This window comes from Enterobacter cloacae complex sp. 2022EL-00788, from assembly GCF_026627565.1.
Taxonomy (GTDB): Bacteria; Pseudomonadota; Gammaproteobacteria; order Enterobacterales; family Enterobacteriaceae; genus Enterobacter; species Enterobacter pasteurii.
In genome coordinates this window covers 237,930-250,715 of record NZ_JAPNMC010000003.1, presented here as the reverse complement: position 1 = coordinate 250,715, position 12,786 = coordinate 237,930, and the positions used below count along the sequence as shown (strand labels likewise).

Sequence of the window (12,786 nt, the reverse complement as noted above, 5' to 3'; positions counted from 1 at the left end):
TTGCTATTGTTAAATCTGCATTCCCGCGTGTCTCCTGAAGGAGCTGACCATGGAAACCTACCTGCAAACGGTAAAACAAGAGTGGGTAAAGCTGATTAATGAAACCGATCCCGAAGTGCACCGGCTTGCGGCCGAGCTTGCCGGGGATAATGCCACAGCGCTGATCGATGAATTCTATCGTATTGTTCTGGCCGATCCCTCCGTCGCTGAATTTCTGACTACCGAGCAGGTGGAAAGGCAGCTTCAGGAGGCGCTGCGTCGCTGGCTTACCGACGTACTTTCCTGCGAGGCCGGCCAGGTTGAAGAACAGATCCGGGCCCAGCAGCGCGCCGCGGACGTTCATGCCCGTATCGGCATTTCGGTTGATTTGGTCGAAATGGGGTTTCGCGTTCTGAAAAAGCTGCTGTTGCCCATCGTTACCACCAGCCCTCATTCGTCTGAGGTAAAGCTCCATATTTATCATTACGCGATAAACAGCATCGACCTGGCTATGGAAGTGATGTCGCGGGCTTACGTGTTTAGCGAAAACAATGCGGCGAAAGAGGACGAAAACTACCGAATCTTTTCCTTAATGGAAAATGCCGAAGAGGAGAAGGAGAGGCAGACCGCGGCGCTGCTGACATGGGAAATGGTGCTTCTGTATAAAATCACGCTTAATTCCAGCATCGGCAACAGCCTGCCGCTGGGCCAGTCTGAGTTTGGGCTGTGGTTTAGCCATAAGGGACGCCACTATTTCAGCGGGATCGCTGAGGCCGGTCATATTTCGCGTCTGATTCAGGAGTTTGACGAAACCTTCGAGCGCATCCGTCAATCCGAGCAGGGCCTGAACGATAACGTGCACCGGGATAAATTCCTGCATCAAATGCGAAACTCGCTCTCCCAAATCATTACGCTGCTGCGGGAGCTGTTTGACGAGGTCTCACGTCACGAGGTCGGCGTGGATGTCCTGACCCGGCTGCTGAACCGCCGTTTCCTGCCAACCATATTCAAACGCGAAATTCTGCACGCCAGCCGGGCCGGAACCAGGCTTTCTACGCTGCTTATTGACGTTGATAAATTTAAGCAAATTAACGATACCTGGGGGCACAACACGGGAGATGAGATCCTGCGTAAGGTCGCCGGCGCGTTTTATGACAACGTGCGGACCTGCGATTACGTTTTTCGCTACGGCGGAGATGAGTTTCTGATTGTGCTAACGGAAATCTCAGAGGCAGACACGCTGCGAATTGCCGAGCGGATTCGCAAACGGGTGGAAAAAATCAAGGTTAACTCTCCGGCCGGCGATATTATCCCGCTCTCTCTTTCGATAGGGGCGGCGATGTTTAACGGGCATCCTGACTACGAGCGGTTGATTCAGGCAGCGGATGAAGCGCTGTACGGCGCGAAACGTCGTGGCCGCAATTGCGTGGAGCTGTGGAAGGAGGCATAAGGGAAATCGGAAGTGTCCCCTGCAGGAATCGAACCTGCAACTAGCCCTTAGGAGGGGCTCGTTATATCCATTTAACTAAGGGGACGAAGCGGCAAGAGTATAGCGTTATTTACACTTTTCGTTAAGCGCCTTGCCGCCTGACTGGTCAAAGAGTCACCGTTTAGCCCGATTTTTTAGTGGATTGCGCCTTTTTTTCCTGTGCTTTTAGCTCTGCCTTACGCTTGTTGGACATATCGTTACGGATTTGCGCATGGCTCAGCAGCGCGAAGATAAAGGTTCCGCCACAAATGTTGCCCGCAAGGGTGGGGATCGCAAACGGCCAGAAGAAATCGCTCCAGTGCAGGGTGCCGTTAAAGACCAGATAAAGGATCTCAACGGTTCCGACCACAATGTGCGTGGTATCGGCGAGGGCGATTAGCCAGGTCATCAGGATAATCACCACAATCTTCGCGCTGCCCGCTGACGGGAACATCCAGACCATGGTGGCGATGATCCAGCCGGAAATGATGGCGTTAGAGAACATTTCCACCGGCGTGTTTTTCATCACGTCCATACCGATCTTCACGAAGGCATCGCGGGTAGGTTCATCAAATATTGGCATATATTCGAAGGCCCAGGCGGCTACGCCTGTACCGATGAGGTTACCCAGCAGCACGACGCTCCACAGGCGCATCAGCAGGCCAAAATTCCCGAGGGTAGGATTTTGCATTACCGGCAATACGGCGGTGACGGTGTTCTCGGTGAAAAGCTGCTGCCGCGCCATAATGACGATAATAAAGCCGAACGTGTAGCCTAAGTTTTCCAGCAGAAACCCGCCCGGTACGCCTTCCAGCTGCACGTGAAATATCCCTTTGGCAAGCAGCGATGCGCCCATCGACAGGCCGGCGGCTATGGCCGACCACAGCAGGGCCATCGCGTCGCGCTCCATCTCTTTTTCGCCGTCCTGGCGAATATGCTCATGAATGGCCATGGCGCGCGACGGCAGGCGGTCCTCATCGACCTCTATCTCTTCTCCCCGGTCTTTCTCCTCGCTCTCAATCTCAGGTTCTTCATTATTCTCGCCAATTTTTTCTTCGTTAATGTCTTTCATAACTGCTCCTTCGGGGTTATCGCTCATTTAAGCGTAGCGGCTTTTAGCGCGCTGCCCGTGGGGAAGCTCTTAAATTGCTGAAAATGGCAATAAAGGTGAGACATCCCTTTCAAAGCCAATATAAAATTGCCGGCGAAACGAATTCTGAAAGCCAGGCTATGCTGAAATTAGCGTGATGACGAGAGCGGGTCGTCATTGTCCTCGTAGACATCGGTAAGCGTGCTGTTACAATCACTTGCACGTTTCGGCGGAGCGTAAGATGCTCCGTCTCGGATGGCATTCAACGATAGCCATACTGAACAGGGAGAAATTTATGAAACTTCGGCTGTCGGCGCTTGCGCTGGGCGTCACAATGCTTGTGGGCTGCGCCAGCTCTGGCGAGCAAACGGGACGCTCCGATCCTCTCGAAGGATTTAACCGTTCAATGTACAGCTTTAACTACAATGTGCTGGATCCGTACCTGGTTCGACCGGTTGCCGTGGCGTGGCGTGACTACGTTCCGCAGCCAGCGCGTAACGGCCTGAGCAACTTCACCAGCAACCTGGAAGAGCCTGCGGTGATGGTGAACTACTTCCTCCAGGGCGACCCGTATCAGGGAATGGTGCATTTCACCCGATTCTTCCTGAACTCCCTGCTGGGGATGGGCGGCTTAATTGATGTCGCCGGCATGGCGAACCCGAAACTGCAGCGCGAGCAGCCGCACCGTTTCGGCAGTACGCTGGGGCATTATGGCGTGGGTTATGGTCCGTATGTGCATCTGCCATTCTACGGCAGCTTCACCGTGCGTGATGATGGCGGCGACATGGTGGATACGCTGTATCCGGTGCTGTCATGGCTCACCTGGCCGCTGTCGATTGGTAAATGGACGGTGGAAGGCATTGAAACACGTGCGCAGCTGCTGGACTCTGATGGTCTGCTGCGTCAGTCGTCAGATCCGTACATTATGGTGCGTGAGGCCTACTTCCAGAACCACGACTTTATTGCCAACGGCGGCAAGCTGAAGCCGGAAGATAATCCAAACGCGAAAGCCATCGAGAATGAATTAAAAGATATCGATTCGGAATAAATAAAAAAGGTGAGCGATGCTCACCTTTTTTGATGCCTGCGCGATTAGAACGCGTAGTTGAAGTTGGTACCGAACAGCCACGCTTTACCTTCAGAGGTAAACTCGTAAGGGCCTTCCTGGAACGTCACTTTCTGACCGTGCATATAAGAGACGCCAGCGTCGATGGAGGCATTCTCGTTAAACGCATAGGTTGCACCCGCACTAAGCCAGAAACGGTCCTGATCAGGAATGGAGATGGAGCGTTTATCCGCCGGAACCGGACTGTCATCAAACGCGATACCGGTACGGAACGTCCAGTTGTCATCCATATAGTAGGTTGTACCCAGCGCCAGACGGTATGCGTCGTGGAAGCTTTCGTCCTTATAGAACAGCGTCTGACCGTTGGTGCCGGTGGCTTTCAGCTCCTGGAACTGACTCCAGCTGGTGTAAGCCAGGCTATAGTGGATCGCCCACTGTGGCGCGACGCGGTTATAGCCGGAGACTTCCCACATTTCTGGCAGATGCAGCGACAGTGAACCCGGTACGGTCTGGTTAGATGTACCCCATGGAATGGTGGTGCCCGCACCCGGAACCAGGCCGTTAACAGGGCTCAGGATGCCGCTTTTGTAATCGCCATCGAAATCAATTTTCACTTCTGAGCGATAGGTCAGACCCCAGCGGTTATTCTTGTCCAGCTCGTACAGGATCCCGGCGTTCCAGCCGTAACCCCATTCATCGCCTTTCAGGCTGGCAATTTTATTGCTGTTTTTCGGCAGCGCGGCGGTTTGCTCGCCGGTGTAACGCTCAATTTTCGCATCAGCATAAACGGCATTGAAGCCCAGACCGAAGCTCCAGCTTTCGTTCAGACGATAAGCGCCGCTCAGGTTGAGGTTCAGGGTGGTCAGATCGGTTTTACCGCCGTATTCCCCGGCCGGATAGTCGTTATTGAATTCCGTCGCCAGGCCATAGTTAGAGGTAACGGAAGCCCCCCAACCAAACTGCTCGTTAATAGGTGCAACAAAGTGCAGGTTAGGCACCCACGCCGTCGGCGCAATGTTATCCGCCTTCAGGTCTGCACCGGTGAAGCGAGATTTGCCGGAAATGTTGACATCAGGATCGATGTAAACCGCACCAGCAGAGAAGGTAGGGCGATCGAACATCATGATCAGCGCCGGGTTACGGCTCGCGTTGCCTGCGTCATCGGCAATCGCACCTTCCCCGGAATACGCACGGCCAAGGCCAGAGGAAGAAAATTCGTTTAACTGGAAGCCCGCTGACCAGGCGGACGTTGAGACGATTGCCACTGCAACTGCTAAAGCAGTTTGTTTGAACAGGGTTTTCTGGCTCATGACCATAACCTCATTGAGTTATTTTTATTCAATAATTGTTACATACCGTAACAGGAGCGCGAAGTGTAGGGTCTGAGGTATGACTTACAAATCAGACCAGTGGCGAGAGTATAGGTCTGACCAGCTGGGATGTTGCAAGTTTGTTTATTAATATTTTCAGATATGTTTCTTGAAACGAGATCTGGTTGGCAAAATTGTGACCAGTGCGAATCATCTGAAAAGGTGAATTTTGTTTTAGATCATTTTTTAGTGTGATATTGCTCACTTATCCGATTTTGCGCCATTAACGGCTGGAGGGGGCACGCGAGGGGGCGTAAAATAGTCGCATCGTGTTTATCTCGCGCGCTGCGCGAATACAGAGGAAATTGAGCTATGAGTAAATGCAGTGCTGATGAAACCCCGGTTTGCTGCTGTATGGATGTTGGCACCATCATGGACAACACCGATTGCACCGCCTCTTACAGCCGTGTATTCACTAACCGCGCTGAAGCAGAAGAGACGCTGGCTGCGCTGAGCAAGCGCGCGCGCGACGTGGAGTCCGATCCGTGCGAAATCAAATCCACCTTCACGGAAGTGGACGGCGGCGTGAAGCTGGATATCGACTTTGTCTTCGCCTGTGAAGCAGAAACGCTGATTTTCCAGTTAGGGCTGCGTTAATCTCCGCGGCCTGATGCCCTCACCCCCAGCCCTCTCCCACGGGAGAGGGTGCAAACACTAAAAACGGTAACCTATGGGTTACCGTTTTGCTTTTACCTCGGCGCATTTTCTTTTTCTTCTCTGTGCCTTAGCTCGCAATTTTTCGCTTCCCCGATTGGCTCAATGTAAAAAAATAGTTAAGACTATTATCAGGTCAGACCACTTTGTGCGTGCGCAAATTTTTTTTACAGGGGAGTGTTATGAGTCAGGCATTACCGCTTATCACCCGACACGGTGACCGCATTGCCATCGTCAGCGGGCTGCGTACGCCGTTTGCGCGTCAGGCAACCGCGTTTCACGGAATACCGGCTGTCGATCTGGGAAAAATGGTGGTGGGGGAGATGCTGGCTCGCAGCGACATTCCGCCTGAAATCATTGAGCAACTGGTTTTTGGTCAGGTCGTGCAGATGCCGGAGGCGCCAAATATCGCGCGTGAAATCGTTCTGGGAACGGGCATGAACGTGCACACCGACGCCTACAGCGTCAGCCGTGCCTGTGCCACCAGTTTCCAGGCGGTGGCGAACGTGGCGGAAAGCCTGATGGCGGGCACTATTCGCGCCGGGATCGCCGGAGGCGCAGACTCCTCATCCGTGCTGCCCATCGGCGTCAGCAAAAAGCTGGCCCGCATTCTCGTGGATGCCAATAAAGCCCGCACCACCGGGCAGAAGCTGAAGCTTTTCTCGCGTTTGCGCCTGCGGGATCTGCTGCCTGTTCCACCCGCCGTCGCCGAATACTCCACCGGCCTGCGCATGGGCGACACCGCCGAGCAGATGGCGAAAACCTACGGCATCACGCGTGAGCAGCAGGATGCGCTGGCGCACCGTTCCCATCAGCTTGCCGCAAAGGCCTGGTCGGAAGGCAAACTGACCGGCGAAGTGATGACCGCCTATGTCCCGCCCTATCGTGAGCCGCTTTCGGAAGATAACAATATTCGCGGCACCTCGACGCTGGCGGACTATGCGAAGCTGCGCCCGGCCTTTGACCGTAAACACGGAACGGTAACCGCGGCTAACAGCACTCCGCTGACGGACGGTGCTGCCGCCGTGATCCTGATGACGGAGTCCCGGGCCAAAGAGCTGGGCATAACGCCGCTGGGCTATTTGCGCAGCTACGCCTTCACCGCTATCGATGTCTGGCAGGACATGCTGTTAGGGCCTGCCTGGTCCACGCCGCTGGCGCTGGAGCGCGCGGGGCTGACGCTCTCCGATCTCACGTTAATTGATATGCACGAAGCCTTTGCCGCACAAACGCTGGCAAACGTTCAGCTTATGGCGAGCGAGCGCTTTGCCCGCGACGTGCTGGGCCGCGCGCATGCCACAGGCGAAGTGGATCAGAGCAAATTCAACGTGCTGGGTGGCTCCATCGCTTATGGCCATCCGTTTGCGGCGACGGGGGCGAGAATGATAACCCAGACGTTACATGAGCTACGCCGCCGGGGCGGCGGCTTTGGTCTTGTCACCGCCTGTGCGGCGGGCGGTCTGGGCGCAGCAATGGTTCTGGAGGCTGAGTAATGGAAACGACATCTGCATTTAACCTGACCGTTCGCCTCGATAACGTGGCCGTTATCACCATTGACGTGCCCGACGAAAAGATGAATACCCTGAAGGCCGAGTTTGGCGTTCAGGTGCGCGACATGCTCAGACAAATTCGTGAAAACAAGGCGATTCGCGGGCTGGTGTTTATTTCGGCAAAGCCGGATAACTTCATTGCCGGGGCCGATATCAACATGATTGTCCGCGCCAGAAGCGCGCAGGAAGCAGAGGATCTGGCGCGCCAGGGCCAGCAGGTGATGGCGGAAATCCATGCGCTGTCGATACCCGTTGTCGCCGCAATTCACGGCGCCTGCCTGGGCGGCGGGCTTGAACTGGCGCTGGCCTGCCACAGCCGCATCTGTACCGACGATGCGAAAACCGTGCTGGGCCTGCCGGAGGTGCAGCTTGGACTGCTGCCCGGCTCCGGTGGAACGCAGCGCCTGCCGCGTCTGGTGGGCGTCAGCACGGCGCTGGAGATGATCTTAACCGGAAAACAGCTGCGCGCCCGACAGGCGTTAAAGGCGGGGCTGGTTGACGAGGTCGTTCCCCACGCCATCCTGCTCGATGCCGCCGTTGAGCGGGCGCTTAAAGGCCGCCAGGCAAAACGCGCGCTGCCGGTGCGCGAGCGCGTCCTTGCCGGGCCGCTGGGGCGCGCGCTGTTATTTAATATGGTGGGTAAAAAAACCGGGCAAAAAACCAAAGGTAACTACCCGGCCACGAAGCGCATTCTGGACGTGATTGAAACCGGGCTGTCGCAGGGCAGCAGCAGCGGCTATGCCGCCGAAGCGAAAGCTTTTGGCGAGCTGGCGATGACGCCGCAGTCGCAGGCGCTGCGAAGCATTTTCTTCGCCAGTACTGACGTGAAAAAAGATCCGGGCAGCGAGGCTGAGCCTGCTCCGCTGCGCGCCGTTGGCGTACTGGGCGGTGGGCTGATGGGCGGCGGCATCGCGTTTGTCACCGCCAGCAAAGGCAAATTGCCCGTACGTATCAAAGACATTAACCCTAAGGGCATCAACCACGCGCTGCAGTACAGCTGGCAGAACCTCGAGCGAAAGGTTAAACGCCGCCATATCAAAGCCAGCGAGCGCGATAAAACGCTCGCGACGATCTCCGGCACCACGGACTACAGCGGGTTTACGCATCGCGACGTTGTGATTGAAGCCGTTTTCGGAGATCTGGCGCTTAAGCAGCAGATGGTGGCGGAGGTTGAGGAGCACTGCGCGCCGCACACCATTTTCGCTTCAAATACCTCCTCCCTGCCGATTGGCGATATCGCAGCGAAAGCCGCGCGTCCGGAGCAGGTGATAGGGCTGCACTATTTTAGTCCGGTCGAAAAAATGCCGCTGGTAGAGGTCATCCCTCACGCCACAACCCGTCCGCAAACTATTGCCACGGTGGTGAAGCTGGCGAAAAAACAGGGGAAAACCCCCATCGTGGTAGCGGACAAAGCCGGTTTCTACGTCAACCGCATACTGGCGCCGTACATCAACGAAGCGATGCGGCTCCTGACGGAAGGCGAGAAAATTGAGCACGTTGACGAGGCCTTAGTAAAGTTTGGCTTCCCCGTAGGCCCTGTCCAGCTTTTGGATGAGGTAGGCATTGATACCGGCACTAAAATTATCCCCGTGCTGGAAGCCGCTTATGGCGATCGTTTTTCGCCGCCTGCAAACGTTGTTTCTGCAATTTTGAAGGACGATCGCAAAGGCAGAAAAAATGAACGCGGTTTCTATCTTTACGGCGCGAAAGGGCGTAAAAGCAAGAAACAGGTCGACCCTTCTGTTTATGGGCTTATACCTGCCGCGGGACAGGGAAAATTGTCGGCGGTTCAGTGTGCTGAACGCTGCGTGATGATGATGCTCAATGAAGCGGCACGCTGCTTTGGTGAGAAGGTTATTAAAGGCGCGCGCGATGGCGACATCGGCGCCGTCTTTGGCATTGGTTTCCCGCCGTTTCTTGGCGGCCCGTTCCGGTATATGGATACCCTCGGGGCGGGTGAAGTGGTTGCGATCCTGCAACGTCTGGCCTCGCAGTATGGTCCGCGATTTACACCTTGTGACGAATTATTGCAGATGGCGGAACGGGGCCAGACCTTCTGGCCCGCAAGGGAAACTGATTTCGTAAACTGAAGTCAAAGAAGGGTAAATCCTCCGGTGAGGGGACCTGTTCTGGCGAAATTGTAAACAGAGATTGACTATACTTACGCCATTGAGGTAAAAAACAGCGTTTCATTCACCGAATGGATCAGGCACAATGCCCGGCCATCGGGTTTTCTACCTCAGAGCATTTATCGCGGGTAGTTAACGCCGGTGATTCTGGTTAACAAAAGCGGTGCAATATGCAAGTTTTTATCATGCGTCACGGCGACGCGGCACTCGATGCCGCCAGTGACTCAGTACGTCCTTTAACCGTCTGTGGCTGCGACGAATCCCGTCAGATGGCGACATGGCTTAAAGGTCAAAAAGTGGACATTGAACGCGTTCTGGTGAGTCCGTACCTGCGGGCAGAACAGACGCTGGATGTGGTGGGGGAGTGTATGAACCTGCCATCCAGCGTGGATGTTCTCCCTGAACTCACGCCGTGTGGCGATGTTGGCCTTGTCAGCGCTTATCTTCAGGCGTTATGCAACGAAGGCGTCGCTTCCGCGCTGGTCATTTCCCACCTGCCGCTGGTCGGCTATCTGGTATCTGAGCTGTGCCCGGGCGAAACGCCACCGATGTTCACGACGTCCGCCATTGCCAACGTCACCCTCGACGACACCGGCAAAGGGGTCTTCAACTGGCAAATGAGTCCGTGCAACCTGAAGATGGCAAAAGCAATCTGACGTGACGTGCGATATGGCGGGGGGCAGCGTGCCTCCCGCCATCCTGTCAGGGTAATTCTGGCGGCTGCCACTCCTCAACTTCAATCAATACCAGCAATGCGGCATCTCCGCCGTACTCTTTTGGTGCCTGATGAAAAGCCATCACGTGCGGATGCTGGGCCAGCCACAGCGGCGTCTGTTGTTTGAGAATATGCTTACCGTGACCGTGCATTACGCAGGCACAAAAAACATGTTCGCGACGACACGCTGCTATCAACGCCCCCAGCTCCTGTTTCGCCTGCATCTGGGTCAAACCATGCAAATCGAGAAACAGCTCCGGCGAATAATCTCCCCGACGTAATTTTTTCAGCTCAAAATGGCTGACGTCTTCGCGCACGTATTTCACCGCACCCTGGGTATTCAGCAGCGGCTGAAATTCATCTGAAAAATAGTGACTGTTATCGGCCTGCTCCTGGAGCAGCCGTTTGACCGGTACTTCGCTGATTTTTTTACGCTGCGGGCGATGAACAATGGTGTCCTGCCTGATCTGGCGCGTCCCGGTCATAAGCTGTCGGAAGAGAGCCTGATCCTCCTCGCTGAGCGATGTTTTCTTTTTCATTCGTCATTCTCATCTCGTATTTCCGATAGTGTACCCGACTAAATGCATTTTTTAACCTCAAGCGGCACGCGTCATTGCTGATTTATCGCCGTCTTCATGGCAAACTAGCCGCCGAAAATTATGCGAGCATGCCCTGGAGGAAAGAGTGGATAAAATTTTTGTCGATGAAGCAGTAAACGAGCTGCATACCATACAGGACATGTTGCGCTGGTCGGTTAGCCGCTTCAGCGCCGCCAATATCTGGTACGGTCACGGTACCGACAACCCGTGGGATGAGGCCGTTCAGCTGGTGCTGCCGTCGCTCTACCTGCCGCTGGATATTCCGGAAGACATGCGCACCGCGCGTCTGACCTCCAGCGAAAAACACCGCATCGTAGAGCGCGTGATCCGCCGCGTGAACGAGCGCATTCCGGTGGCTTACCTGACCAACAAAGCCTGGTTCTGCGGCCACGAGTTCTACGTGGACGAACGCGTGCTGGTGCCGCGCTCGCCGATTGGCGAGCTGATTAACAACCACTTTGACGGCCTGATCGATCGTCAGCCGCAGCACATTCTCGATATGTGCACCGGCAGCGGCTGCATCGCGATTGCCTGCGCGTACGCCTTCCCTGAAGCGGAAGTGGACGCCGTGGATATCTCCACCGACGCGCTGGCCGTCACCGAACACAATATTGAAGAGCACGGGCTGATCCACCACGTTACGCCAATCCGCTCTGACCTGTTCCGCGACCTGCCAACGCTGCAATACGATCTGATCGTTACCAATCCGCCGTACGTGGATGCGGAAGACATGTCCGATCTGCCGAACGAGTATTGCCACGAGCCGGAGCTGGGCCTGGCGTCAGGTACTGACGGCCTGAAGCTGACCCGCCGCATTCTGGCCTGCGCGCCGGATTACCTGACCGACCACGGCGTTCTGATTTGTGAAGTAGGCAACAGCATGGTACATCTGATAGAGCAGTACCCGGATGTGCCGTTCACCTGGCTTGAGTTCGACAACGGCGGTGACGGCGTCTTTATGCTGACCAAAGCGCAGCTCCTCGACGCTCGCGAATACTTCAGCATTTACAAAGACTAATCCAGCGGGCTTCGGCCCGTTTCACAACGCTCAAACGCAAACAACAACATCGGAGCCGTGATGGCAGGAAACAGTATTGGACAGGTATTCCGCGTGACCACCTTTGGGGAGTCGCACGGGCTGGCACTGGGTTGTATCGTTGATGGCGTCCCGCCAGGCATCGAACTGACCGAAGCCGATTTACAGCACGACCTCGATCGTCGTCGTCCGGGCACCTCTCGCTACACCACGCAGCGTCGCGAGCCGGACCAGGTTAAAATTCTCTCCGGCGTTTTCGAAGGCCGCACCACCGGCACCAGCATTGGCCTGCTGATTGAAAATACCGATCAGCGCTCCCAGGACTACGGCGCGATCAAAGACGTCTTCCGTCCGGGCCACGCCGACTACACCTACGAGCAAAAATACGGATTCCGCGACTATCGCGGCGGCGGCCGCTCATCGGCGCGTGAAACCGCGATGCGCGTGGCGGCAGGGGCGATTGCCAAAAAATACCTTCAGCAGAAGTTTGGCATCGCGATCCGCGGCTGTCTGACCCAGATGGGCGACATTCCGCTGGCGATCAAGGACTGGGATCAGGTCGAGCTTAACCCGTTCTTCTGCGCCGATGCCGACAAGCTGGACGCGCTGGACGAACTGATGCGCGGCCTGAAAAAAGAGGGCGACTCAATTGGCGCGAAGGTTACCGTGGTAGCGGACGGCGTGCCGGCAGGCTGGGGCGAACCGGTATTCGACCGCCTCGATGCCGATATCGCCCACGCGCTGATGAGCATCAACGCGGTGAAGGGCGTGGAAATCGGCGACGGATTTGACGTGGTTCAGCTTCGCGGCAGCCAGAACCGGGACGAAATCACCAGAGACGGTTTCCAGAGCAACCATGCGGGCGGTATTCTCGGCGGGATCAGCAGCGGGCAGCAGATAGTTGCCAACATTGCGCTGAAGCCAACCTCCAGCATTACGGTGCCCGGGCACACGATTAACCGCGCTGGCGACGAAGTTGAGATGATCACCAAAGGGCGTCACGATCCGTGCGTGGGGATCCGCGCGGTGCCGATCGCAGAGGCGATGCTGGCGATCGTGCTGATGGATCACTTCCTGCGCCAGCGCGCGCAGAATGCGGATGTGACGACCACCATTCCACGCTGGTAACT

General features: G+C 55.8%; 11 protein-coding genes and 1 tRNA gene. 8 read left to right on the top strand and 4 right to left on the bottom strand.

Going from position 1 to position 12,786, the window contains the following annotated elements; all coding sequences use genetic code 11:
- The first annotated feature begins 49 nt into the window (after positions 1-49).
- Positions 50-1,429 carry a diguanylate cyclase gene (locus OWK27_RS05965; RefSeq protein ID WP_267590019.1) on the top strand — a complete coding sequence of 460 codons (1,380 nt, stop codon included), beginning with the start codon at positions 50-52 and terminating at the stop codon, positions 1,427-1,429.
- Between the two features lie 13 nt (positions 1,430-1,442).
- Here the strand turns inward: OWK27_RS05965 and OWK27_RS05960 are convergent.
- Both OWK27_RS05960 and OWK27_RS05955 read right to left on the bottom strand, forming a co-directional pair.
- Positions 1,443-1,514, bottom strand: a tRNA-Arg gene (locus OWK27_RS05960).
- A gap of 75 nt (positions 1,515-1,589) precedes the next feature.
- Positions 1,590-2,519, bottom strand: coding sequence for a formate/nitrite transporter family protein (locus tag OWK27_RS05955; protein ID WP_242171861.1), 930 nt, complete (start codon positions 2,517-2,519; stop codon positions 1,590-1,592).
- 313 nt (positions 2,520-2,832) lie between these two features.
- Between OWK27_RS05955 and mlaA the strand changes: the two genes are divergently transcribed.
- A complete protein-coding gene (mlaA, locus tag OWK27_RS05950) occupies positions 2,833-3,585 on the top strand; it encodes a phospholipid-binding lipoprotein MlaA (RefSeq protein ID WP_003861365.1) in 753 nt (250 codons plus the stop codon).
- 44 nt (positions 3,586-3,629) lie between these two features.
- Here the strand turns inward: mlaA and fadL are convergent, their stop codons facing one another.
- Complete coding sequence (gene fadL, locus OWK27_RS05945; protein WP_148419971.1) at positions 3,630-4,913, bottom strand: long-chain fatty acid transporter FadL; 1,284 nt, start codon at positions 4,911-4,913, stop codon at positions 3,630-3,632.
- A 372-nt stretch (positions 4,914-5,285) separates the two neighbouring features.
- On the opposite strand from fadL, the gene OWK27_RS05940 reads away from it, so the two are divergent.
- The 4 genes from OWK27_RS05940 (at position 5,286) to sixA (ending at position 9,962) form a co-directional block, all read left to right on the top strand.
- Positions 5,286-5,570 carry a YfcZ/YiiS family protein gene (locus tag OWK27_RS05940; RefSeq protein WP_028013973.1) on the top strand — a complete coding sequence of 95 codons (285 nt, stop codon included), beginning with the start codon at positions 5,286-5,288 and terminating at the stop codon, positions 5,568-5,570.
- 239 nt (positions 5,571-5,809) lie between these two features.
- Positions 5,810-7,120, top strand: coding sequence for an acetyl-CoA C-acyltransferase FadI (gene fadI, locus OWK27_RS05935; protein WP_176609819.1), 1,311 nt, complete (start codon positions 5,810-5,812; stop codon positions 7,118-7,120).
- Complete coding sequence (gene fadJ, locus OWK27_RS05930) at positions 7,120-9,267, top strand: fatty acid oxidation complex subunit alpha FadJ (protein WP_267590018.1); 2,148 nt, start codon at positions 7,120-7,122, stop codon at positions 9,265-9,267. Before fadI ends, fadJ begins: the two co-directional genes overlap by 1 nt.
- A 209-nt stretch (positions 9,268-9,476) precedes the next feature.
- Entirely contained in the window at positions 9,477-9,962 is a 486-nt protein-coding gene (gene sixA / locus OWK27_RS05925) for a phosphohistidine phosphatase SixA (RefSeq protein WP_148419967.1), read from the top strand.
- A 46-nt stretch (positions 9,963-10,008) separates the two neighbouring features.
- On the opposite strand, the gene smrB is transcribed toward sixA, so the two are convergent.
- Entirely contained in the window at positions 10,009-10,560 is a 552-nt protein-coding gene (smrB, locus tag OWK27_RS05920) for an endonuclease SmrB (RefSeq protein WP_148419966.1), read from the bottom strand.
- 145 nt (positions 10,561-10,705) lie between these two features.
- Between smrB and prmB the strand changes: the two genes are divergently transcribed.
- Both prmB and aroC read left to right on the top strand, forming a co-directional pair.
- Complete coding sequence (gene prmB / locus OWK27_RS05915; protein WP_267590017.1) at positions 10,706-11,638, top strand: 50S ribosomal protein L3 N(5)-glutamine methyltransferase; 933 nt, start codon at positions 10,706-10,708, stop codon at positions 11,636-11,638.
- A 60-nt stretch (positions 11,639-11,698) separates the two neighbouring features.
- Positions 11,699-12,784, top strand: a complete 1,086-nt coding sequence (gene aroC / locus OWK27_RS05910; RefSeq protein ID WP_148419964.1) for a chorismate synthase — start codon at positions 11,699-11,701, stop codon at positions 12,782-12,784.
- Positions 12,785-12,786 lie beyond the last annotated feature (2 nt).